Annotated in this window: 21 protein-coding genes and 1 tRNA gene; 9 read left to right on the top strand and 13 right to left on the bottom strand. The window is 43.0% G+C overall.

What is annotated here, in order from left to right:
- Nucleotides 1-224 precede the first annotated feature (224 nt).
- Complete coding sequence (locus ACR63T_RS02790; protein ID WP_472784710.1) at nucleotides 225-884, bottom strand: c-type cytochrome; 660 nt, start codon at nucleotides 882-884, stop codon at nucleotides 225-227.
- A gap of 246 nt (nucleotides 885-1,130) precedes the next feature.
- Between ACR63T_RS02790 and ACR63T_RS02785 the strand changes: the two genes are divergently transcribed.
- Nucleotides 1,131-1,207: transfer RNA gene (locus ACR63T_RS02785), tRNA-Arg, on the top strand.
- A gap of 168 nt (nucleotides 1,208-1,375) precedes the next feature.
- Here the strand turns inward: ACR63T_RS02785 and ACR63T_RS02780 are convergent.
- From ACR63T_RS02780 to ACR63T_RS02770, 3 genes are all read right to left on the bottom strand, one after another.
- Nucleotides 1,376-1,915, bottom strand: coding sequence for a hypothetical protein (locus ACR63T_RS02780; RefSeq protein ID WP_472784709.1), 540 nt, complete (start codon nucleotides 1,913-1,915; stop codon nucleotides 1,376-1,378).
- A 132-nt stretch (nucleotides 1,916-2,047) separates the two neighbouring features.
- Entirely contained in the window at nucleotides 2,048-2,368 is a 321-nt protein-coding gene (locus ACR63T_RS02775; RefSeq protein WP_472784708.1) for a hypothetical protein, read from the bottom strand.
- Nucleotides 2,369-2,749: 381 nt separating this feature from the next.
- Nucleotides 2,750-3,043 (bottom strand): hypothetical protein, encoded by a 294-nt coding sequence (locus ACR63T_RS02770; protein WP_472784707.1) that lies wholly within the window; start codon nucleotides 3,041-3,043, stop codon nucleotides 2,750-2,752.
- 265 nt (nucleotides 3,044-3,308) lie between these two features.
- Here ACR63T_RS02770 and ACR63T_RS02765 point away from each other — a divergent pair, with 265 nt between their 5' ends.
- Nucleotides 3,309-3,986, top strand: coding sequence for a response regulator (locus tag ACR63T_RS02765; protein ID WP_472784706.1), 678 nt, complete (start codon nucleotides 3,309-3,311; stop codon nucleotides 3,984-3,986).
- Complete coding sequence (locus ACR63T_RS02760) at nucleotides 3,986-5,491, top strand: sensor histidine kinase (RefSeq protein ID WP_472784705.1); 1,506 nt, start codon at nucleotides 3,986-3,988, stop codon at nucleotides 5,489-5,491. The genes ACR63T_RS02765 and ACR63T_RS02760 overlap by 1 nt, the downstream gene beginning before the upstream one ends.
- Before the next feature lie 27 nt (nucleotides 5,492-5,518).
- Here ACR63T_RS02760 and ACR63T_RS02755 read toward each other — a convergent pair whose 3' ends face one another.
- Nucleotides 5,519-6,289, bottom strand: a complete 771-nt coding sequence (locus ACR63T_RS02755; protein WP_472784704.1) for an IclR family transcriptional regulator — start codon at nucleotides 6,287-6,289, stop codon at nucleotides 5,519-5,521.
- Between the two features lie 241 nt (nucleotides 6,290-6,530).
- Between ACR63T_RS02755 and ACR63T_RS02750 the strand changes: the two genes are divergently transcribed.
- From ACR63T_RS02750 to ACR63T_RS02735, 4 genes are all read left to right on the top strand, one after another.
- Complete coding sequence (locus ACR63T_RS02750; RefSeq protein WP_472784703.1) at nucleotides 6,531-7,721, top strand: iron-containing alcohol dehydrogenase; 1,191 nt, start codon at nucleotides 6,531-6,533, stop codon at nucleotides 7,719-7,721.
- A gap of 71 nt (nucleotides 7,722-7,792) precedes the next feature.
- The gene (locus ACR63T_RS02745) at nucleotides 7,793-9,283 is read left to right on the top strand and encodes a CoA-acylating methylmalonate-semialdehyde dehydrogenase (RefSeq protein ID WP_472784702.1); all 1,491 of its coding nucleotides are present in this window, start codon (nucleotides 7,793-7,795) and stop codon (nucleotides 9,281-9,283) included.
- Between the two features lie 96 nt (nucleotides 9,284-9,379).
- Nucleotides 9,380-10,171 (top strand): enoyl-CoA hydratase-related protein, encoded by a 792-nt coding sequence (locus ACR63T_RS02740; protein ID WP_472784701.1) that lies wholly within the window; start codon nucleotides 9,380-9,382, stop codon nucleotides 10,169-10,171.
- A gap of 154 nt (nucleotides 10,172-10,325) precedes the next feature.
- Nucleotides 10,326-11,381 (top strand): enoyl-CoA hydratase/isomerase family protein, encoded by a 1,056-nt coding sequence (locus ACR63T_RS02735; protein WP_472784700.1) that lies wholly within the window; start codon nucleotides 10,326-10,328, stop codon nucleotides 11,379-11,381.
- Nucleotides 11,382-11,528: 147 nt separating this feature from the next.
- On the opposite strand, the gene ACR63T_RS02730 is transcribed toward ACR63T_RS02735, so the two are convergent.
- Both ACR63T_RS02730 and ACR63T_RS02725 read right to left on the bottom strand, forming a co-directional pair.
- Nucleotides 11,529-13,004: an SEL1-like repeat protein gene (locus ACR63T_RS02730; RefSeq protein WP_472784699.1), complete on the bottom strand. Its 1,476-nt coding sequence runs from the start codon at nucleotides 13,002-13,004 to the stop codon at nucleotides 11,529-11,531.
- A gap of 271 nt (nucleotides 13,005-13,275) precedes the next feature.
- Nucleotides 13,276-13,635 (bottom strand): hypothetical protein, encoded by a 360-nt coding sequence (locus ACR63T_RS02725; RefSeq protein ID WP_305899620.1) that lies wholly within the window; start codon nucleotides 13,633-13,635, stop codon nucleotides 13,276-13,278.
- A 34-nt stretch (nucleotides 13,636-13,669) separates the two neighbouring features.
- On the opposite strand from ACR63T_RS02725, the gene ACR63T_RS02720 reads away from it, so the two are divergent.
- Nucleotides 13,670-14,518: an NAD-dependent deacylase gene (locus ACR63T_RS02720; protein ID WP_472784698.1), complete on the top strand. Its 849-nt coding sequence runs from the start codon at nucleotides 13,670-13,672 to the stop codon at nucleotides 14,516-14,518.
- A 19-nt stretch (nucleotides 14,519-14,537) separates the two neighbouring features.
- On the opposite strand, the gene ACR63T_RS02715 is transcribed toward ACR63T_RS02720, so the two are convergent.
- The 4 genes from ACR63T_RS02715 to ACR63T_RS02700 all read right to left on the bottom strand — a co-directional run bounded on the left by ACR63T_RS02715 (nucleotide 14,538) and on the right by ACR63T_RS02700 (nucleotide 18,262).
- Nucleotides 14,538-15,533, bottom strand: coding sequence for an adenosine deaminase (locus ACR63T_RS02715; RefSeq protein WP_472784697.1), 996 nt, complete (start codon nucleotides 15,531-15,533; stop codon nucleotides 14,538-14,540).
- Between the two features lie 86 nt (nucleotides 15,534-15,619).
- Nucleotides 15,620-16,150: a TPM domain-containing protein gene (locus tag ACR63T_RS02710; protein ID WP_472784696.1), complete on the bottom strand. Its 531-nt coding sequence runs from the start codon at nucleotides 16,148-16,150 to the stop codon at nucleotides 15,620-15,622.
- A gap of 115 nt (nucleotides 16,151-16,265) precedes the next feature.
- Nucleotides 16,266-17,471, bottom strand: a complete 1,206-nt coding sequence (locus ACR63T_RS02705) for a TPM domain-containing protein (protein ID WP_472784695.1) — start codon at nucleotides 17,469-17,471, stop codon at nucleotides 16,266-16,268.
- 179 nt (nucleotides 17,472-17,650) lie between these two features.
- Nucleotides 17,651-18,262 (bottom strand): LemA family protein, encoded by a 612-nt coding sequence (locus tag ACR63T_RS02700; protein WP_472784694.1) that lies wholly within the window; start codon nucleotides 18,260-18,262, stop codon nucleotides 17,651-17,653.
- A gap of 735 nt (nucleotides 18,263-18,997) precedes the next feature.
- On the opposite strand from ACR63T_RS02700, the gene ACR63T_RS02695 reads away from it, so the two are divergent.
- Nucleotides 18,998-20,560: an alanine/glycine:cation symporter family protein gene (locus ACR63T_RS02695; RefSeq protein ID WP_305899615.1), complete on the top strand. Its 1,563-nt coding sequence runs from the start codon at nucleotides 18,998-19,000 to the stop codon at nucleotides 20,558-20,560.
- A 137-nt stretch (nucleotides 20,561-20,697) separates the two neighbouring features.
- On the opposite strand, the gene ACR63T_RS02690 is transcribed toward ACR63T_RS02695, so the two are convergent.
- Together ACR63T_RS02690 and ACR63T_RS02685 are read right to left on the bottom strand one after the other, a co-directional pair.
- The gene (locus ACR63T_RS02690; protein WP_472785207.1) at nucleotides 20,698-21,651 is read right to left on the bottom strand and encodes an IS256 family transposase, variant Zn-binding type; all 954 of its coding nucleotides are present in this window, start codon (nucleotides 21,649-21,651) and stop codon (nucleotides 20,698-20,700) included.
- A gap of 340 nt (nucleotides 21,652-21,991) precedes the next feature.
- Entirely contained in the window at nucleotides 21,992-22,594 is a 603-nt protein-coding gene (locus ACR63T_RS02685) for a fasciclin domain-containing protein (RefSeq protein WP_472784693.1), read from the bottom strand.
- Nucleotides 22,595-22,832: the final 238 nt, after the last annotated feature.

Here is a 22,832-nt window from a genome sequence, read left to right as displayed (position 1 = left end):
AATCTAAGGCCTTAATGTGAGGCTAATTGACACCGATTTCAACTGTCAACTATTTATAATGACGAGATAAGTAAAACTAATCAGCTACTAACATTCACTAGTTAACAACGTTCAGTAGGTCATAAATTCTGATAAGTATTGACCACAAAAAAGCACTTACCTTATTCAATAAAGTAAGTGCCTTGTGTATACATACTACCTTTAGTTATTGCAAAACATCCAAATTAGCTGGCTTCGCCAATCATATAATCAACTGCGTTTTGAACTTCTTCATCAGGAATATCAGCGCCACCTTTGGCGGGCATAGCATTAAAACCGTTGATAGCATGAGTATATAAAGTATCTGCACCTTTGGCAATACGTGGTCCCCAAGCGCCAGCATCACCTAACATCGGTGAACCGAGCAAACCTGAAGCATGACAAGTCTGGCAGACTGCATTATACACAGCAGCACCATCACGTGGACCATCCCCAGCAGCTGGGCCAGATGAGCGCGCGGTTACATCGCATATCTCGCCCTCTTCAAAGCAGACAGTACCAACGGGCTGAATACGAGCAATCAGGTTTGGATATAATGCAATCAGCTTTTGTACTTGTGGGGTATCTTCAGGGATAGGCTCTTCTTCAACAGCAGGAGCTGCTGCTACAGCTACAGGAGCATCCGTTGCAAGCTCAGCGCCATCAACGGGAGCTTCACCATCAGTAGTATCCGCAGCGGCTTGTACTTCATCGCCTAATACTGCAGGAGCCTCAGCTACGGCTTCTTGACCTTCTGCTACTGCAGAGATAGCTACAGGAGTATCTACAACATCTTCAGCTTGGCTCACCGCGATACTAGCGATTCCTAGAATGGCAGCTGCCGATAACATCACTACTTTTCTCATTCGTCACGTTCTCTTATATCTAATACAAGTGGCTGGCTATTTTGCAGGCACACTTGTGATCGATGAATATTAGTGGTTATTAGTGGTTATTCTCCTTGCCATTATAAGGGAAAAGCGGGGCAAATTGCCATGCCTGTTTGCTAACTGAGTTGTTTTTTATACAAAAACTTGAATAGCAAACTTTGTTTATTGGCATTGGGGCTTTTATTTGCTAGACTAGCGGTCTTTAATTCAAACCTGCTTAATGCGCTCGTAGCTCAGTTGGATAGAGTATCGGTCTCCGAAGCCGAGGGTCGTGGGTTCGATTCCCGCCGAGCGCACCAATCATCATATTATCCCCTTCCCTAGTAATACCTAATACATTATTGCCTAACACATCGAAATCTTGAACCGCTAATTGCGGTATAAGTAACGGCTTCTGCTTTTAGGCAATGCAAAAAAGCGCATCCTAAAAACTGATGCGCTTTTTTATACCGTCATGACTGCTAGGTTTATTGATTCATACCACGACGTCCTTTATCCTGTCTTTGAGATTTTGCGGCTTCGAGCTGCGCGCGTTGATCATTGGTCAAGACCGCCATCATAGCCTCTCGTTTTTGCATACGATCGATACTAGTGTTTTTTCTGATCGCTTCAATCTGTGTTTGTTGGGCGCTGCTGAGATTTAGCTGCGCTAGCGGATTTTGTTGACCTCTTTTATGTTGGCCTTGATGACCTTTATTTTTTCGCTCTGACTTCATGCTATCTAGCTGCGCTCTTTGCTCAACGGTTAATACCTGCTGTATCGCTTCACGGGTTTGTACACGCTCGTTACGACTATTTTTTTTGATGGCTTGTATTTGTGCCTGCTGCGTAGCACTTAGATTGAGCTGCGCTAGTGGCCCTCTTGTACCGTCCTTGTTGGTGCCTTTATATTGTTTTTGCAGTGAGCTGCTTGCAGAGGTGTCTGTAGTAGCACCTACGCTGGTGCAAGCGGTAACTGCAAAGATGCTAGAGGTTGCCAATACGGATGCCATTAATAATTTTTTCATTGTGATACCTTTTATTTGTTTTGGTTAATAAAGATTTATTTTATCTAACCAATATTTTTAATAATCAAAAATATTAGCTGAATTTTCGATACTGTGTTTGCTGTGTTTGCTATCGATAGCAGATCACTGTGTTTATGATGTCGATCTCATAATGGTCGTTCGTTCACTAAGACGTACAGTAGGTATTTGCTGCACATCAGATGCTAATAATTCAGACTCATATTTTTTAGCTGTATTGCTGTCAATATCTAAATAACTGTCTTCACGACTTGAATCATTGAGGTTATTCCATTGCTTTTCATTAGCAGAAGCAACAGTAACTGAGCTAGGTTCAAATACCTCTAACATCATAGGTAATATTGCAAACGCAGAGGTTAGTGGCGCTATAGCTAATGCTGAGCCTAAACAGAGTAATCGTACTTTAGTGCTAAACAGAGTAAAATAATTTTTCATGGCTATGCTCCTTGATATAACAGTAGTGCTCAGATACTCATTCAAATATTTATCAGTATAAAAAGATAAGAGCTTCTAAATTCAGCTCTTTGATTGAGTTTAAATTTTTTTACTTTAACTTCTCATCGTTATTCCACTTAAATTTCAATTATGAACAGCTATAATTTAGCGGCTTGAATCGACGATTAAAAACACTGAAGTTGTTTCCCTACTTTATAAAAAATTATATTCCTTTTCTATGTTGCGTAGATTTATGAAACTTTAAGAAAGGTAACGATTGCTGCTACATTCTGTGTTATTAGCTTTTGCAAATACAAAGACCAACCTTGCTAGGTTGGTTTTTATGCAAAGTGTCTGTCATTAATTTATGCTCTATAACGACTATCTTTGACTGACTTTTTTCTGAGCCGTGAAATGTTTTGCAGGTACAGACTTGGCCTTGGCATGTATATTTTTATGCTGAGTAGCAGCCTTTTTAATAGACTCATGCTTTGAGTGCTGTTTGGTTACTTTGTGCTTTGATACAACAGCGTGCTTAGTCTTTGCTTTCTCCTTTTGATGTTGGACTTGAGAGGAATGCGTTTCTGTTTTATGACTAGCAGCACTGGCTGGACTGAGCATCGCGAAACAGCTAGAAGCCGCTATAACTAAACTGATCATTAATTTTTTCATCATTATTTCCTCAAGGTTCTATATTAATTATCAATAATATAACGTTGTCGTAATCATTGATGTTTTGTCTACGAAGGAAAGTATAAGTAATAATGAGGTTACGTAGATTTATGAAACTTTAAGAAAGGTAACGTTTGTCACCACTGAGCTATTATCTTTAGTAAACTTGCGTAATACGTTGATAGCTTCAGATCAAACAGCATGAGCGTTTTTAAAATGTGAGTGCATTCTAAAAACACCGTTATAATAAAAAATATAGGACTGTGTTATGACTCATATATTACTTGGTGATGATGATGAAGAGTTGACTCAATTGCTAGAAGAGTACTTAGGCAATCACGAGGTTAGCTGCGATTGCGTCTATGATGGCGCGCAAGTGTTAGAACGATTACAAGACCCCGATTATCAGTATGATCTACTGGTGCTCGATATTATGATGCCCAAAATAGATGGTTTAAGCGTATTGCGACAATTACCTGCCAGCAGTCAATTGCCCGTCATTATGCTAACCGCAAAAGGCGATGAGATTGATCGGATCATTGGGCTTGAGCTCGGCGCTGATGATTATATTGCCAAGCCCTGTAATCCAAGGGAGCTGCTAGCGCGTATCAATGCCGTTATCAAACGCACGACTATGCCAAAAGTAGATGCGCCTACGCTCACGCATGACCGATTGACTTTAGATCAAGGTCATCGAATCTGTACTATCGATGGTACTGAGCTGCAAGTGACAGGCACTGAGTTTGATCTGCTAGTTGCACTGCTACAGCAAAAGGGCGAAGTAGTCAGTAAAGAGTGGCTATCACAAACGGTACTACAGCGCGAACTACAGCCCTTTGATCGCAGCCTTGATGTCCATGTCTCGCGCCTGCGTAAAAAACTTCAGCCCTTTCATGATGAGCCGATCAAAGCCATTCGTGGTAAAGGCTATCAGTTGGTACTGTGATGAATACTCAAGATAAAAGCTTAGATAGCAACGTAAACAAAAAGCGCAAAGTGACGCCGTCACTACCGCTGTTTTGGCGACTATTTTTGAGTCTGCTACTGCTATTACTATTAACGTCGGTGATATCAGTCACTATAGAGCGCTGGATAAATGCGCAAGCATTAGAGTCACGGATGGCGATGCAAGTATCGCATTTAGTCGCTGTCCGTGAAGACGTGATACAGGCACTAGAATCAAGTGACTATAATACCCTGCGACGACTCTATCGCAATGAGCGTGGTCTTCGAGGTCAGATTATCATCGTCGATGAACAAGGCGAGCCTATATACTCTCGGTTTAAATCCTTAATAGGAGGGAGTAATAGACCATCCGAAGCATTGAATAATCCAGCCTTGCCACCGACGCTACCACCCAATCAGAGGGTTCAAGAGGTTGTGCCAAACACAGATAACTATCCTGAGCTTAAAGATGTATCTGTCACCACGCTCGATGGCACTATTTATACCGTGCAGCTACAACCTCGTCTGCCTCTACCAGAGCTTATAGCACTGCAAAAAAGTAACTTTCCTGTACGCTTTGGCATTATTTTACTCTTCAGTCTATTGGCCTGTTATTGGTTTAGCCATGCTCTGTCTAAACGGATTCGTCGGGTTCAGTTTACGATACACCGTATGAGCGAAGGCGATTATCGAGCTGGTGACGACTTATCTAAGCTAGGTGACGATGAGCTGGGCGTACTGGCTAAAGATGTCGCTAAATTGTCTGATCGACTGGCGGATAGTGAGCTGTCACGCAGACAGATGCTCAGTGACATCTCCCATGAACTGCGCTCGCCTTTGGCACGTCTTGAGGTGGCAACTGAGCTCACTCGCGACTATGCGCCAGAAGCTACTCATTACCTCGATCGTATTCAAAAAGAATCCGCTCGTATGAATGAGCTAATTGCGCAAATTATTAACATTCAATCTTTACAAATGCAGCAATATACGACGACTAAAGCAGACAAAGAAGCGATAAATCTGATCGACTTAATCAGTGACATTAGTCAAGATGTCTGCTTTGAATTTCAAAATAAAAATGTGTATTTGCAGTGGCAGCGCCCTACCAATGAAGTAGAGTATTCAACCTTTGGCAATCAGGAGCAATTACATAGCGCTCTTGAGAATGTGGTTCGTAATGCCTTTATACATACGCCTGAGCACTCAACAGTAACTATAACTATAGACAAAGCCCGAACGGATCAGGTATCAATAATACAAGTTAATATAGCAGATGAAGGTGGCGGTATCGCTGAAAAAGATGTGGAGCGAATATTTGAGCCTTTTGTCCGTCTTGACTCAGCGCGCCAGCGTCAAACGGGCGGTTATGGGCTCGGTCTGGCGATTGCCCATGCCGTGATAATGGCGCATAAAGGTCAAATACATGCTCGTAATAGGACAGATCATCAAGGGCTAGTCGTACAGATTGAACTACCGTCTTTTAAAACTTTACCTTTTGGTAAGTAATATAAAATGACCTTACAAAAACATTATCTACTCGTAATCCTGACTGAAAATCACTGACAGCTCCTTAGCTGCCTCTTGCATAAGAGGCACGTAGCTGAGCAACTCTTCTAGACTTTTTCTCACTGTCGGTCCATGGGTGAACACCGTCGCAAAGGCTTGTTGATCGCCATTAGGAATCATGACAGCACAAGCGACCATACCTGGAATAAACTCCTCATTATCTACTCCTACTCCTGTCTCGCGCGTTGTGGCAATCGTTTGCATCAGTTGCTTTTTATCGGTCTGAGTTTTGGTCGTTAGCGCATGTAACGACATTTTTTCAACGATGCGCTCGCATTTATCATCCGCTAACTGTGATAACAATACTTTGCCACTGGCACTCGCCCAAACGGGAACATGAGTGCCCGAAGGTAAAAATATTTGTAGCGGCCAATCCGACATAACACGGTCGATATAAACCACGTCTAAGTCTTGCATGATCGAGATACCTACCGTCTCCCCTATTTTTGCTGACAGCTCATTGAGTATGGCTAACCGCTCATTTTTAAAATCGCTGTTTTGCAATAAGTTCATGGCAAGCTTGTAGGTGCGTTTCCCGCAAGCGACCTTCCCTGGCAAATCTAATTGAACAAATTCAAGGTTCTGCAATTGATCCAATAACCGATACATACTAGGCACAGGCACATCTAACGTTTCTGCTAAGTCGCTGACACTTAATGGCCGTTGCGAAGCGGCGAGAACCTCTACTATCTGCAAAACGCGCTCAACACTTGAGCCCTTCTTTTTAGTATTACTCATTACTTACTCTAAACCTCTAGCTGATTCTCAGCGAATAAATTTATTTATTATAACGATAAAATTAATCTTTTTGCGTCTTGCTATTACAAAAATATTCTGTTAAATTTTAAATATCGATAAAATATTTATCGTTATACGAATTTTTTATCTAAATACCGTCTACTTTGGTGAGTAGTTTGTACTATAAATCAGCGATTTACTAAGACCTCATTTATAGTCATTAATGCAAGGATGAGTCACTATGTCACACAGTATTGTTTTACCCAGAACCATGGAGATTGGACGCGAGGCTTGTCAAAACCTGCCCACGATATTAGCCAGTTTAGGTATAAAAAAGCCGCTCATCATTACTGACGAGATGATGGTCAAGCTTGGCTATGTCGATAATGTACAAGCTATTTTAAAAGCGGTGAATATCGTTGCCGATGTCTTCTCAGACACCGTGCCAGAACCTACCGAAAGCTCTATCGCAGCTGGAGTGTCGCTAGTAAAAGCTCAAGACTACGACGGACTCATTGCCTTAGGCGGCGGCAGTCCTATCGACAGTGCAAAAGCCATCTCTATCCTAGGAAAGTTCGGTGGTGTCATGCGCGATTATAAGTTTCCTCGTCAAGTGAACGAGGCAGGCTTACCTATTGTCGCGATACCAACGACAGCTGGCACAGGCTCAGAGGTGACCCGTTTTACTATCATTACCGATGACGCTAATAACGAAAAGCTGTTGTGCGTGGGTATGGGATTTATGCCCGTTGCAGCCATTATCGATTATAGTCTGACGATGAGCGTACCACCGCGCACCACCGCAGACACTGGCATCGATGCGATGACCCATGCTATCGAAGCCTATATCAGCCCCAAACGTAATGCTTATAGCGATCAACAGTCGCTCGCCGCTTTACGCCTGATTGGGCCCAATATTCAAACCGCTTATCACGATGGCAAAGACGAGACCGCACGTGAGGCAATGATGCTAGGTTCTACCTTAGCTGGTATTGCATTCTGTAATTCTTCAGTGGCCTTAGTACATGGTATGAGTCGTCCAATCGGTGCTTTTTTTCATGTTCCGCACGGCTTATCTAACGCGATGTTACTGCCAACCATTACAGAATTCGGCATAGCGAGTGCGCCCGATCGTTATGCTGACTGTGCGCGCGCACTAGGCGTATCTGATTATAGCGACACCAACGATCAGGCAAACGTTAGCTTGGTGAGTTACCTAAAAAACTTAAATAAAGAATTGCAGGTGCCGACACTCGCTGAATTTGGCGTACAAAAAGCAGATTTCGATGCGCTAATCGATACCATGTGTAAGCAAGCATTTGCGTCAGGGTCGCCTAATAATAATCCTCGCATACCCAGTTTAGAAGAGATGATTCAGCTATATACCTTGTTATGGAATGACACTAACTCGGTCGAAAATGCACCGAGCTAGTACACCGAGCAGAAACAGTCTTCATTAATTTTTAACTTACTTATCATCCAAACTCTCAAAGGAAACACATTATGCACACTATTGGACATTTTATTAACGGCAGCCTGTTAAACAATGACAGCAAAACTCAAGATGTTTACAACCCATCGACAGGTGAAATTAGCAAGCAAGTGGCACTAGGCGGTGAAAAAACCATCGGTGAAGCCGTCGCTGCGGCAAAAGCGGCATTTCCAGCGTGGAGCAAAACCCCACCGATGAAACGCGCTCGTGTCATGTTCAAATTTAAAGAGTTATTAGAGCAAAATGCTGACGAGATATGTAGATTGATTGGTGAAGAGCATGGAAAAATTGTTCACGACGCTGCGGGCGAACTACAACGCGGTATCGAGAATGTCGAATATGCTTGCGGCGCACCTGAATTACTCAAAGGCGAGCACAGTCGTAATGTAGGTACTGATATCGACTCTTGGAGTGAGTTTCATCCGCTAGGCGTCGTCGCTGGAATCACGCCCTTTAACTTTCCAGTCATGGTACCGCTATGGATGTTTCCTATGGCTATTGTGTGTGGTAATACCTTTGTGTTAAAACCCTCTGAGCGTGATCCCAGTGCTAGCCTATTTATCGCGCAGCTTTTGCAACAAGCGGGCTTGCCAAATGGCGTTATCAATGTCGTCAATGGTGGTAAAGAAGCCGTCGATGCTATTTTACATCACCCTGATGTCAAAGCCGTTAGCTTCGTCGGCTCTACCCCTATCGCTGAATACATCTATACCACCGCCGCCGCGCAGGGCAAACGCTGTCAAGCATTAGGCGGTGCAAAGAATCATGCAATCGTTATGCCGGATGCTGACTTAGATAATGTAGTGACCTCACTGTTAGGTGCCGCTTTTGGCTCATCAGGAGAGCGTTGTATGGCTCTGTCTGTCGCCGTTGCAGTCGGTGATGAGACTGCTGACAAAATGATTGCAGCATTACAACCTGCTATTGAAGGCCTCAAGTTTGGTGTGCATTCAGATAAAGGTAACGACTTTGGCCCTGTTATTACAGAGGCACACAAATCTAAAGTTTTAGGCTATATCAAAAGCGCTGCTGATCAAGGTGCCAAGCTGGTTGTTGATGGCTCTGATGCCTCACCTAAAGGCTACGAGAAAGGGTTCTTTGTCGGTCCAACTTTGATTGATCATGTCACCAAAGAGATGCACAGCTATGAGGCCGAAATTTTTGGTCCGGTCTTACAAGTGATACGAGTACAGACTATGAGCGAAGCCGTACAGCTCATCAATGACCATGAATATGGTAACGGCACTTGTATTTATACTAGAGATGGTGAAGCGGCGCGTTATTTTATTGACAATATTCAAGTCGGTATGGTCGGTGTCAATATTCCATTACCCGTGCCCGTAGCATCGCAAAGCTTTGGCGGCTGGAAACGTTCACTGTTTGGTGACTTGGCTATGTATGGACCTGATGGCGTGAGATTCTTTACTCGACGCAAAACCATTACCCAGCGCTGGCCTAGTGCGGCATTACGAGAAGAGAAACAATTCTCTATGCCGACTTAACCGCTATTTTTTATCAATCCTATTTTATAAATAACTTTTTATAAGTCTTTTTTTATTAGCAGAATTTTAAATATCACTTCAATAAGGTAAAACACCATGCAGAATCGAACTTTCGAAAACATCGATTTCAGTGTAGAAAACCAAGTAGGTTATATCTCTATCAATAACCCACCTGCCAATACGTTAAGTACGGCTACAATTAAAGGATTATCTGAGTGTTTCAAACAGGCGCAAGCTGATCAAAGTGTCAAGGTAATCGTCATAACGGGTATAGGTAAGATGTTCGTCGCTGGTGCAGATATCAAAGAGTTTACCGAAGCGTTTAACGATGCTCAAAAAGGTAAAAAACTCTCACAAGATGCTCAAGCCGTGATGAATACTATTGAGGCCTCTACCAAGCCCGTTATCGCCGCTATCAACGGTGCTTGTCTAGGTGGCGGGTTAGAGCTTGCTATGAGTTGCCATTTGCGTCTGGCCGCTGATGAAGCCAAGTTAGGTCAGCCAGAGCTAAATCTAGGTCTGATACCTGGATTCGGAGGCACTCAGCGCCTTGCTCGTATTACTAATAAAGCTAAAGCATTAGAGCTAATCCTTACAGGTCGATTTATCGGTGGTCAAGAGGCTGAAAAAATCGGTCTAGTTAATAAATCAGTTCCCCTCGCTGAATTAATGGATGAGACCAAAAAACTAGCTGAATCTATTGCTCTTAACAAAAGCGCCGAATCTGTCAAAGCAACGATTATAGCTGTCAATGAAGGCATGGCAACCACCTTAGAAAAAGGACTGGAGATAGAAGCCGAACAATGGGCGCAGCTATTCGAGACAGAGAATATGGTCGAAGGCGTTAACGCTTTTATGGAAAAACGTAAGCCTAACTTTAAGGGGTAGTTCTCTTTTTAGTCGTCAGTAAATTCAATCTAAAGCATGGTTATCGTTATACTGATTGTGATATATAACGGTGATCATGCTTTATTTTTTATAACGATTTTAGAAAAATTTAATCTCGTATAGCGTAAATAAAACAAATCATGAGGTGATATAAATGGTGGTTACATCGGAAGTAAAAAACGGTATGGGTTGGTTAAAAATAAACCGACCTAAAGTCTTAAACGCTATTAATGCAGAAGTCGTTGAACTTCTAACGAACGCTTTAGAGGAATGGCAAGACGATGCTAATGTGCTATTTGTTTGCCTATCTGGCGCAGGAGAAAAAGGATTTTGTGCTGGAGGCGATATGCGCAAATTCTATGATTTGCCAGCTGAAGACGTCACAGCTTATGCGCAGCGGTTTTTCTCTATAGAATACCGCTTAGATGCTCTTATTCATAACTATTCAAAACCTATTATCGCTTATATGAATGGCATCGTTATGGGAGGTGGTGTCGGACTGTCTGTCGGCGCCTCTCACCGTATCGTCACCGAAAAAACAAAATGGGCCATGCCTGAGATGAACATCGGCTTCTTCCCTGACGTAGGCGCAAGCTTTTTCCTCAATCAAATGCCAAGGTACACCGGTCGTTATCTCGCTCTAACCGCTAAGGTTATCAAGGCAAATGACGTTATTTATAGTGGCAGCGCTGATTACACTATAGACAGCAGTGAGTGGGAAACTATAGAAGAAAAACTACTCACTCAAAAGTGGTCACAGAACTCAATCAATAAAGATCTCGATGCCTTCTTTGAATCAAACTCTACTAAATCAGCAGATATTACCGAGCTAAAAGCAAACCAAGATGACATAAATCGTCATTTCCAATATGACACCATCGAAGAGATAGTCGCATCATTAGAAAGTGAAGCCGCTAATGGCAACGAATGGGCCGCACTGACCTTAAAAACCATCCTTGCAAAATCACCTACCTCATTAAAAGTGACCTTACAGCAGCTCATCAATGGTGAAGATAAATCGCTTAGCGAATGCTTGGAGATGGAAAAGGACATGGCCATTCATTTTATGGATACCCCTGACTTTTATGAAGGCGTGCGTGCGGTACTGGTTGATAAAGATGGCTCGCCAAATTGGCATCCTAACAAATTAGAAGCTTTAACTGAGTCAGATATCGAGCGTTACTTTACAGTGCTTAGTAAAGATATTTAACACTTAACGATCATAAAAAAGGCGGCTAGCGCTATATCGTATGTAGCATTAGCCGCTATGATAAGTATGCTCTGTGAGTAGTAGCAAGGCTTAATGATGTATGGAATACACTCTATCAGCTTTTACTTGGCTCACATCGAGCATGAGTCACTCTTGTTTATCACCGTTTAGCGCTTTATAACTTTGGCAGCTAGATGAGCTGCCATTATCGCAGGCTTGGCTAAACCAACGCTTGGCTTGTTCGAGATCTTGCGCAACTTTTTGGCCTTTGACGTACATAATGCCTATGTTACGCTGAGCATTGGCATAGTTCTGTGCCGCTGATTTTTGCAGCAGCTCAAGCGCTTTGGCATAGTCCTGCGGTACGCCATTGCCCTCTAGATACATGATGGCGAGATTATTTTGACCGACAGCAGCGCCTTTTTGGGCTGATTGCTCAAGTAAGCTGAGCGCTTGGGCATAGTCTTGGGTGACGCCCAATCCTGAGTAGTACGCCCAGCCCAAACTGCCTTGACCTATTGCATTACCTTGCTCAGCGGCTTTTTGATACCAAGTAGCTGACTGAGCATAGTCTTGCTCGACACCGAACCCTCTCTCATACATATAGCCAAGATTATTTTGACCCAGTACATTGCTTTGTACCGCCGCTTTGCGCATCCAGTAGACTGCTTGCTTATAGTCTTGCGTGACGCCCAAACCCTTTTGATATAACTGACCAATATTATTTTGCGCGTTTGCATGCCCTTGATCAGCCGCTTTTTTGTACCATTGTAGCGCTTGAGCATAATTCTGCTGCGTACCTGTGCCTGCCTCATACATTACGCCAAGATTGTTTTGTGCGGAGTCATAACCTTGCTCGGCTGACTTTTTGTACCACTTTATGGCCTCAGCATAATCCTGCTGGAACCCTATACCCAAATCGTACATCAGGCCGATATTATACTGTGCCGAGGGTTCTTCTTGGGCAGCGGCTTTTCGATACCATTCGTAGGCTTTATTATAGTCCCTTACCACGCCTAAGCCGTTGTAGTACAGGATGCCAAGTCTCGTCTGTGAGCGTCTATCGCCTTGAGCTGCCGCCTTTTGATACCATTCGACCGCCTTGCTAATATCTTGCTCGACACCGCGGCCTTGTTGATACAAAATGGCGATATTGTACTGAGCGGAGGCTTCCCCTTGCTCAGCGGCTCGCTGGTACCACAGCGCTGCTTGATTATCATCTGCTGTAACGCCGCGACCTGTAGCGTACAAGGTTCCTAGGTTTTTTTGTGCCAGTGCATTGCCTTGCTGTGCCGATTTTTTGTACCAGTACATCGCTTTGACAGAATCCTGCTCGACGCCTGTTCCTGTCTCATACATATAAGCAAGATTGTTCTGAGCAGAGACATTGCCTTGATTGGCCGCTTTGGTATACCAATACACAGCTTTTGCGATATCTTGTGCGCTGGCTCCGCTGACGTCGTATTTGATGCCGAGGCTAAGTTGGGCGGCGGCATAGCCTCTATCCGCTAGGGTCTCAGTGGTGATTAGGCTAGTCGCCTGCGCTGATACGCAGATTCCCAGCGCTACTCCCATAGCCATCACTTTATAGGTGAGTTTTTGTTTGAATAGAGATGAGGTCATTAGGGTTCCTACAAAATAAAGGCGCAGTACAAATAATTAATATCCGTTTTCAATAATTTAAAATATACGTAGCCTAACCCCAATAAACAATCGTTTATTTTAATAATTTCAAAAATACCTATAATGTGCCCTGCAAAACCTGCACCTTATCTATAGTTATCTCTACTTTAGAACCTAAATAAGACCCCACATAAGATTAGTAACCATATTAGTAAGTATAGTTTTATCAAAAATCCTATTTGAAGAACTTCACTTATAAAAATTATAGTGCTTATTCTACGCTCTGCAAATAAGCGTTTAGCTGAGTGCGATTTGGTACTCGGTGGTAGTTAACGACAGGCACGCCTCCTAAGTGACGCTGACCAACGGCTATTTTTTTATCAATAGTAATCATAGCCACCTTTAGCCCTTGCTTGGTGATCAATAGGTGGTTACGATTACGGGCGACTCGATAGTCGGGAAAATGCTGTTTGACTACCTTTAGGGTCTTTTGTAGCGCATCATTAGCAGATGAATTCATATCTACAGCAGACTCACCTTTTGAGCCCGACTCACCGCGCGATTTGGCTACTAGCCATAAGGCAATACCAACTGCTAGTAGTATGACAAGCCACCAAATTCCGTCTATCATAGAGGGGCATCCATTTTTATTAGAGGGTAATACTATGTTAGCAGAAACCTCGGCAAAATTAACCGATAACCTACAACAAGCTACGCAAATTTTGGCTCAATCGTCACAAATTTGTATTTTGACAGGGGCTGGTATTTCAGCTGAGAGTGGTATTCCTACCTTTAGAGATAAGCAGACAGGGCTTTGGGAGCAGTATCGCGCTGAAGATTTGGCGAGTGCTGAAGCGTTTGAGCGTGATCCAGAGCTGGTATGGTCTTGGTATCAGTGGCGGCGTCAGCTGGTACATGACAAGGCCCCAAACGCGGCGCACCTTGCTCTAGCGCGCTGGCAGCAAGCAGGATCGCACAAGATTACATTAGTTACTCAAAACGTAGATGACTTACATGAACAGGCAAAGCATCATGAACGAACAAGCCGACATGAGCCGTCAAATGACAGTAAACCATTAGGTAATCTGAATAATTTTGACAGTACCGTGCATCATTTGCATGGACATCTATGGCGTAATCGCTGTAGCCAATGCCATAAGCCTTATACTGAGCGATCAGCTCAGCCAAAATCTGATATCGATTTTGATACTAAGCTCATTCATTGTAGTGAGTGCGACGGGCTTATCAGACCTGATATCGTCTGGTTTGGGGAGTCGCTGCCAGTGGACTCTTGGCAAATCGCTGAGCAAGCCGCGACTCATTGTGAGGTGTTCATTAGCATTGGCACCTCAAGCTTAGTCTATCCTGCCGCAGGGCTGGCGCAACTTGCCAAGCAAAACGGCGCTAAAATTATTGAGATCAACCCCCACCCTGCGGCTAACTCATTCGTCGATATTACTTTAGCCGCAAAAGCAGGCGAGGTCATGCCGTTATTGGTAGATGGGATTCTATAAAACGCTATTACTCTATGCGCTATACCACAGCATCCACTTGTGCTAAATAAGTGGCTTTTAGCTCATCACTAATAAATGCTGAGCGAAATGAGTTTTTTACTAGCTTAATCACATCCGCTTCTGAAAGGTCTATGTTTTCATACAAGTTAATAAAGTTCTGATTCATATAGCCTTTGAAATAAGCAGGATCATCAGAGTTGACGCTGACATTTAGACCATAGTCCAGCAGCTCTTTGATATTATGTTCATCATAGCTGTCAAATACTTTTAGCTCTATGTTGGAGTTCGGGCAGACGGTCAACGGTATTTGCTCGCGTTTGAGGCGCTGCATCAGCTCCGGACTATTAATAGACTGGACGCCGTGATCAATACGCTCGATATCCAGCAAATCTAAGGCCTCATAAATATAAGAATAATCCGCTTCCTCGCCAGCATGAGCGACCAGTTTAAAGCCTTTATCCTTAGCCGCTTTGAACACTTCGGTAAATTTCGATGGTGGATTGTCTAATTCTGCTGAATCAAGCCCAACGCCGATAATATCATCTTTAAACTCTAGGGCCTGCTCAAAGGTGGCAAAAGCTTCCTCTTGTGATAAATGCCGCAAAAAACACATAATAATAGCTGAGGTAATACCATACTGCTTTTTAGCATCGGCTAGCGCTTGCTTGATACCGTTAATAACAGTAGCAAACTCAATGCCTCTTTCGGTATGAGTTTGCGGATCAAAGAATATTTCCGTATGGACGATGTTATTCTCTACACATTTTAGGACATATTCCCAAGTCAAATCATAAAAGTCGTCTTGGGTGATCAGTACCTTTGCCCCAGCATAATAGATATCCAAAAAGCTCTGCAAATTCGTAAAATCATAAGCCGCGCGTACTTCTTCAACAGACTCATAAGGAATAGTAACGTTATTTTTTTTGGCCAATCTAAACATCAACTCAGGCTCTAGTGAACCTTCAATATGCAGATGCAGTTCGGCTTTTGGCAGTCGTTTGATGAGCTCAATCATGATATCTTCGCCTTTTATAAATTTTTATCTAATATGCGTTATTTGTTTTATGATGCTTAGTTTTGTGGTACTTAGTTTTGTGGTACTTACTTGATATAAAGCACGGTGTCAGACAGCTCATTACCTGCTGGATCATCTTCTAGGTGATAATAATGACGCAATAGCTGTCCGATCTCATCGAGCAAGTCCGTTAAGCTATCCTCGGTGTTTTTGTTGGCAATACCTGCAATGGCTTTATCGCACATCGCCTGCCACACCGTAGGGCTGACATGCGCATTGATGCCCCGATCAGCGACGATATCCAAATAGTGCTCACAAACATTAACGTAGACCAAAACCCCAGTGTTCTCTTGGGTATCCCAAACGCGGCAGTGACTAAATAGCTCAACCGCGCGATCGTGGGCACTACTATAATAGGCACTACTGATCGGTAGATGATTTTCTATGACCAAAAAAACCTCGCCACGATGACCGCGCTCAGCCTCGGTCACCTTTGCGCTTAGCCGTTGGCGAGTCTCTGTGGTGATCCATCTACTATGCAATAGCGGTACGAAAAGCACTTGCCGCCACCAGCGTGAAAAGCTGGTCGTTGTGGTCTGCGTGCGCAGTGATTCCATTGGGTATTCCTCAAAATAAAAGCAAATTACGTTATCAGTCTAAATGTTAATCCAAAGCAGCTAAACCAAAGTCGCTAAAATAGCTGCTATAGCAAGATGGCAAAATAGATAGTCGCTACCAAGAGCCACCAGCACCACCGCCACCGAAACCACCACCGCCACCACCGAAACCACCACCACCAAATCCACCGCCGCCGAAGCCGCCACCGCTAGAGCCACCACCTGGGAGGAATATCATCCCACCGCCGCCACGTCCGCCTTTCCCACCACCTCTACCGCCACCTGAACCTCGTGAAATTAAGAATAACCACAGGAAGATAGCCATAATAATGGTCATAAAAAGGCCACCGCCTAACGCTAGCGACCCGACAAAGAAACCCCCAGAAGTCAAGATTGACCCGAATACTCGACCGAATATATTAGTAATAAAACTACCGAATATCATCGCCATGATGAATAGGAAAACAGGAGATGGCACTTCGTCAGAACTACCAGTACTTTGGGCACGCTCAGCGGCTTGAGCATCGGCTTGCGCTAATATCTCTGGATCTGCGGTCAAGCGCGCTTCGATCTGGCTAATACCGTTAGATATGCCCTCAAAGTAGCGACTGCCGTTTTCAGGCTTAAAATAAGGAGTAATATCTTCACGAATGATACGGTTCAAGGCACCATCAGGTAATACGCCCTCTAGACCATAACCCGTTAAGATGTACATATCTCGATCATTGACAGCGACCACAATCAGCAAGCCATCGTCAGTATCCGCCTCGCCTAACTGCCACTTCTCAGCGGCTTGTAGAGAGTAGTCAAAGATAGGTGTACCGCTAGTCGTCGGTACAATGACGACAGCCGCTTGTGCTAAGCCCTGACGATAGATACCTTGTAGCTGCGCCTCTAAGCGCTGCTTTTGTTGTGGATTTAAGATATTGGCTTGATCGACGACTGGACTATTGAGAATCAATTTGTCCACGTCAACACCAGTAGCACTAGAAGTAACAGGCGCTTGATTGGTCGTAGCACTGTTATTAGCCTCTGAGCGCGCATTTGGGTTAATCGCATCGTTGCCTAAGGCATCGTTACCTAAAATAGCTTCGTTAATCGCTTCATTACCCAGCACCGCATCATTGATCGCCTCATTGTTCTCGCCCGCTTTGGCGATAGCAATTAAGTCCTCGACACTGCGATTTTGCTCGTTACTGCCACTGGCGATATCATTAGCGGCAGCAACAGCAACGTCATTCGATGCAGCATGTAGCGCCGTCATACTAGTAGCGCTAAGCGTTAGAAGTAAGGCTGCTGCGATTGCTTTTGAATTGGTCATCTGCTCTCTACCACCTAATATCAGTACTTAAAATCAGTACCTTAAAATTATAATTAGTTATTCCTACTAGAAAATACAGCAAACTTATCGATAATGAGTAAAGCCTACCGCATTATCAGCAAAGCAGACAAAACCATGCTTTATCTGCTCTTATGCTCATCTCGCTGTTATGCAAAAAGCTACTCACCAAATTCAACGTCAGGAGCGGTGGAGATAGCCTCTTCATCAGCTACGCTAAAGTTCGGCTTAGCATCCATACCGAATACTTTGGCGGTGATATTAGTTGGGAACTGACGTACCGTAGTATTATAGCCCTGTACCTCTTGAATATAGCGGTTACGCGCGACAGCGATGCGGTTCTCCGTGCCTTCTAACTGTGCTTGCAGGTCTTGAAATAGCGCGTCTGACTTGAGATCAGGATAACGCTCAGACACCGCCATCAGACGTGATAAAGCACCTGTCATCTGCTGCTGCGCCTCAGCATAACGCTCCATCGCTTGTGGATCGTTGAGCAGCTCTGGCGTTATAGTAATACCCCCTGCTTGTGAGCGCGCTTGAGCCACACCAGTAAATACTTCTTGCTCTTGATCGGCATACTGCTTGACGACTTTGACCAAGTTGGGTACTAAATCATCACGGCGCTGATACTGGTTGACCACCTCTGACCAAGAAGCCGTTACTTGCTCATCTTGCGCTTGTAGATTGTTATAGCCACAGCCGCTCAGGCCGATAGTAGAGGTCGCTAATACCACTGATAGCAGCATGGGTTTTACGATAGATTTCGATATCATATAGGTTTCTCCTAATAAATAACTATAAACAGATAAATAAGTCGTTTTAAATATTATTCAGTATGCAGTGATAGCTTGTAGCAAATAACACTCAGACTGCGTATATGGTGATAATAATGACGATATGGCGGCTGTTTTACAATTCACCGTTACAAAATACAACTTCATAGTTTGTCTTAAAGACAAAAGAAGCAGATTCTGCCTATTTGCAATTTGAGTAAATACCAAGACAGTTGAATTACTCTACATTTATCTAATTAGCTCAATTTTACTAGCTTTGAGACTGATGAATCAAAAAAATACCTAGCAATTACATTGAAATTATGGCAAATTGCAGTTACGTAGCCGTATGGTTCACATACATTTAGTAAGTAATTGATAACATATTTAATACTCATAGATTCATATTGCTATTTGTAGATTAGATTTAGATATCATTATTAGCGTTATGCATTAGCTTTTAACAGGATTATTATTATCGCATGATGTTTTAAGACATTAGTTTATGATGTTTTAAAGTATTATAGCTTGTTGATAACCCTGCGTTACTGTGACTATTACGGCAAAAGGAATTGCCCTGCAGCTCAAGTTTTTATCGACATGGTAAACAAGATAATACTAAAGCTTAGCGGACAAATACAGACAACTGATATCCATACTCATCGGTATGCTTCAATGAAGAATAGTTATCTTCACTGAGCGTATCCAATTTGAGACAGTTAAAGGAATATAGATATGGAAGGTTTAGTCAATTTAGCGAACAATATTATTTGGAGCCCAGCATTAATTTATTTATGCTTGGGTGCCGGTCTGTTTTATTCAATTATGACCCGCTTCGTGCAAGTTCGTCTATTCGGCGAAATGATACGTCTGCTATTTAAAGGAAAACCTGACAATGATGGTATCTCATCTTTTCAGGCATTAGCAGTCTCTCTAGCAGGTCGTGTCGGTATGGGTAACATCGCAGGTGTTGCCGCTGCCATTGGTTTTGGTGGTCCAGGTGCCGTATTCTGGATGTGGATTGTGGCCTTTTTGGGCGCATCAACCGCTTATGTAGAATCTACCTTAGGTCAGATTTATAAAGAGCGTGACGTGGTCACGGGCGAGTATCGTGGTGGTCCTGCTTATTATTTCGAGCGAGCGCTGGGTCAAAAATGGTATGGTATTTTATTTGCTATATCCTCGATCATTGCTTGTGGTGTGTTCCTACCTGGTGTACAGGCCAACGGCGTTATCAATGCGGTAGCACAGGTCGCTGGTGAAGGGTCAGTCATGAACTTCATGGGTATTGAGACGGGTACTACTCGTGTTATCGCCCTTGGTATTATCTTATTGGTATTAGCCTTCATTATCTTTGGTGGTATCAAGCGTATCGCTACCTTTACTGAATATGCTGTTCCTTTTATGGCAGTAGGCTATATCGTTCTAGCACTATTTATCATGTTCGCAAACTTTAGTGCCGTTCCAGAAGTGTTTGGTGCAATCGTTGGTGACGCTTTCACTGCTCAAGCAGGTTTTGGTGCTGCTATCGGTTGGGGTGTTAAGCGTGGTATTTACTCAAACGAAGCAGGTCAAGGTACAGGTCCTCACGCAGCAGCAGCTGCAGCGGTCGATCATCCAGCACAGCAAGGGCTAGTACAAGCGTTCTCAGTCTATGTTGATACGTTACTTGTTTGTTCTGCTACTGCCTTTATGATCTTATCTACAGGCATGTACAATATCCAAGGTGAACTTGCTGATGGTCAGTTCTTAGTCCAAAACGTAGCGGCGACTGTTGAGATTAACTCACCTTCATTTACGCAGATGGCGATGGAATCAGTCTACGGTCAGTTTGGTAATACCTTTATTGCGATAGCGGTATTCTTCTTTGCCTTTACGACAATCCTGGCTTACTACTACATCGCTGAGGTCAACATCTCTTACCTTACTCGCTCTATGGGTAAAGGCGCTAGTAAAGCAGGTCAGTTTGTTGTTAAGCTTGTTATCATGTTTATGGTCGCTTATGGTGGTCTTAACTCAGCGGGTTATATTTGGGGACTTGGCGATGTTGGTGTTGGCTTAATGGCTTGGCTCAACATTGTTGGTATCCTCGTGATCTTCTTTGTTGCCCGTCCTGCTATCGACATCTTACGAGATTACGAAGCCCAGCTAAAAGCGGGTGGTGGTACGACTGCCAAGAGATTCGTCTTTGATCCTAAGAAATTCGGTATCAAGAACGCAACTTATTGGGAAGAGCGTCATGCTGCTGAAGTCGCTTTGCAAGAGAAGGAAGTGCTACGTAAAGAGCCTAGAGTATAATTTAAGCTTAAATAGTTAAACCTAGCAAAACATTAAAAGCCTGAGACCAAAGTCTCGGGCTTTTTTGCAGTCTGCGGTGTAATGGACAAAATTCATGCTAGAAAGTAGAACGTAGTCGCTAATGGACATAATTCATGCTATTTGAGTGACTTTGACCCTAGAAAGTCTTTAATAAACCGTAACTTACGATGCTCATTTAGACCATGATGACTGTGTAATTGTCGCTTTAATTCACTAAATAACCCTTCAAGAGAATTTGTGGTGTTGGGCACGTCCAAATGCTCATATTCTCGATAAGTGAATAACCAATCGCTATTGGTTCTGAGGCTTCGATAAGCACTTCTAAGACGCTTATGTGTGTACCACGTTTTACCCGTATCTTCATTAGTACTACGTTCATCAAGATAGTCTTCATGAGTTAAACACCACTGATCTAAGCGCTCTACGAAGTCGGATTTATCGAGCTGTGTTAAGTTTGAAGTGAGGTATCTAAGCTCAATACTAGCGATGTTCTTAGGACGACGAGTTAAATAACGAGTCACTATTTGTACTTGATGGAACTGGCACATCTGACAAGGGATGCTGCTAAACAGGGCTCTCAGTCCTCGTCTTCCATCACAGGTGATGCTTTGTATATCAACGCCTGACGATGCTAAGAGATCAATCCCTTGCTTGTAGGCACTGTTGGTTTCATGACTCACTATCGCGTAATAAAGTACGGTTCTAGTCGTGTTATCCATAAAGACCATCAAACCAAACTTGCGACCAAAGTAAGTGGTGTCCATGATGACATTAGCAGTCTCAGGACGTTTAATCTGATACTCAATACTGACTTTATCTAACCGCCTTTGTATGGTTTTAACACTACAGTGGTACTTATCAGCCAGTTGTTTGTAGGTCTGTTTACCTTGAGTATATTGAGTCCAAAGCGTTTGATTATTTAGTCTGATGCCACCTAAAAACTGCCGCCTGCAAGCTAGACATTGATACTGCTGTTTGCCAAGCTTACGTCCATTCTTCTTGGTGTGTTTATCACTACAAAAAGGGCAGTTTTTTGATTCATGGTGTTGATTCCTTGCAAATCCAGACAGTATATAGCTTTAGACCCTATTACAGCATGAAAAATGTCCATTACACCTAGTCTGCTATTTTTTATGATTGAAGAGGTGTAATGAGTCCAAGGCAGGTTTAACAAACTCTTTAATTATGCAAGGCCAAGTGATAAGACTATTATTAGTTTTTAAAGCGAGACAGAAGGCTGTAGCTATCAGTAGTGTTTTACTAGTAGAGAACAATATGACAAATGATTGATGCAAAGAGCATACTCTATGGATAGCTTAATTTTAAAGAATTGAGCAGCCATGAAAAAGCCCAGCGTTAGTGGCTGGGCTCTTATCAGTGTTAACTACTGAATGTTGCTTAGATTAGATATTACTCAGGCATTAATACGGCATCGATAGTGTGAACAACACCGTTGGTTGCCATGATATCAGTACCAGTAATGTTAGCCGTGCCGCCTGATGCATCAGTGATGACATTAGCATCGCTGATATTGATAGTTGCACCGTTTACAGTTTCAACATCAGTACCATAAGGAATATCAGCTGCCATAACAACCATAGGTACTACATGATAAGGAAGTACTTTTTTCAACAAGTCAGTATTAGCCAATAGCTCTTCTTTGGTTACGCCAAGCTTCTCTAAAACAGGAGCGAAAGCATCATCAGTAGGAGCAAATACCGTGTAAGTACCAGCATCCATCATCATCGTATCAAGGCCAGCTGCTTGAAGCGCTGCTGTTAAAATAGTTAGATTCTCATTACCAGCCGCGATTTCTGCGATGCTTTGAGTAGCCATAGTTTCAGCCATAGGATCAGCTTCTACCATTGGATCGGCTTCTGCTATTGGCTCAACAACGACTTCTTCAGTGGTTACTTCTGGCTCAACAGGATCAACAGTTTCTGCATTATTACAAGCAACTAAAGTTAAAGCTGTTGTAGCGATTGCTAGCGATAATAAACTCTTCTTAAACATAGATATTTCCTTTTGAAATTAAATATTAGTCAAACGATTAGTAAAAATAAACATTCTGACTTTAAACTATTGACTTTAAAATATTAAAAAGATACCAGCAGCCATTGTGCAAGTAACTCGTGAAGAATAACGGCTAGCAATGCATGCATTACTAAACATGAACAGTGAGTTAGATATCAAAATTGCCAATAAGGATAGCATTCATTATTGGCAACCCAGTAGATCAGCTTATCATAAA

The sequence above is a fragment of the Psychrobacter sp. M17(2026) genome (assembly GCF_055699815.1).
This window is presented reverse-complemented; position numbering and strand designations above follow the sequence as displayed.

Coding starts and splice junctions, on each gene's coding strand:
- ACR63T_RS02705 (WP_472784695.1), bottom strand. CDS start 17,471: ATGACCAATTCAAAAGCAATCGCAGCAGCCTTACTTCTAACGCTTAGC.
- ACR63T_RS02735 (WP_472784700.1), top strand. CDS start 10,326: ATGGTGGTTACATCGGAAGTAAAAAACGGTATGGGTTGGTTAAAAATA.
- ACR63T_RS02685 (WP_472784693.1), bottom strand. CDS start 22,594: ATGTTTAAGAAGAGTTTATTATCGCTAGCAATCGCTACAACAGCTTTA.
- ACR63T_RS02770 (WP_472784707.1), bottom strand. CDS start 3,043: ATGATGAAAAAATTAATGATCAGTTTAGTTATAGCGGCTTCTAGCTGT.
- ACR63T_RS02760 (WP_472784705.1), top strand. CDS start 3,986: ATGAATACTCAAGATAAAAGCTTAGATAGCAACGTAAACAAAAAGCGC.
- ACR63T_RS02755 (WP_472784704.1), bottom strand. CDS start 6,289: ATGAGTAATACTAAAAAGAAGGGCTCAAGTGTTGAGCGCGTTTTGCAG.
- ACR63T_RS02710 (WP_472784696.1), bottom strand. CDS start 16,150: ATGGAATCACTGCGCACGCAGACCACAACGACCAGCTTTTCACGCTGG.
- ACR63T_RS02715 (WP_472784697.1), bottom strand. CDS start 15,533: ATGATTGAGCTCATCAAACGACTGCCAAAAGCCGAACTGCATCTGCAT.
- ACR63T_RS02740 (WP_472784701.1), top strand. CDS start 9,380: ATGCAGAATCGAACTTTCGAAAACATCGATTTCAGTGTAGAAAACCAA.
- ACR63T_RS02790 (WP_472784710.1), bottom strand. CDS start 884: ATGAGAAAAGTAGTGATGTTATCGGCAGCTGCCATTCTAGGAATCGCT.
- ACR63T_RS02780 (WP_472784709.1), bottom strand. CDS start 1,915: ATGAAAAAATTATTAATGGCATCCGTATTGGCAACCTCTAGCATCTTT.
- ACR63T_RS02765 (WP_472784706.1), top strand. CDS start 3,309: ATGACTCATATATTACTTGGTGATGATGATGAAGAGTTGACTCAATTG.
- ACR63T_RS02720 (WP_472784698.1), top strand. CDS start 13,670: ATGTTAGCAGAAACCTCGGCAAAATTAACCGATAACCTACAACAAGCT.
- ACR63T_RS02745 (WP_472784702.1), top strand. CDS start 7,793: ATGCACACTATTGGACATTTTATTAACGGCAGCCTGTTAAACAATGAC.
- ACR63T_RS02700 (WP_472784694.1), bottom strand. CDS start 18,262: ATGATATCGAAATCTATCGTAAAACCCATGCTGCTATCAGTGGTATTA.
- ACR63T_RS02730 (WP_472784699.1), bottom strand. CDS start 13,004: ATGACCTCATCTCTATTCAAACAAAAACTCACCTATAAAGTGATGGCT.
- ACR63T_RS02750 (WP_472784703.1), top strand. CDS start 6,531: ATGTCACACAGTATTGTTTTACCCAGAACCATGGAGATTGGACGCGAG.
- ACR63T_RS02725 (WP_305899620.1), bottom strand. CDS start 13,635: ATGATAGACGGAATTTGGTGGCTTGTCATACTACTAGCAGTTGGTATT.
- ACR63T_RS02775 (WP_472784708.1), bottom strand. CDS start 2,368: ATGAAAAATTATTTTACTCTGTTTAGCACTAAAGTACGATTACTCTGT.
- ACR63T_RS02695 (WP_305899615.1), top strand. CDS start 18,998: ATGGAAGGTTTAGTCAATTTAGCGAACAATATTATTTGGAGCCCAGCA.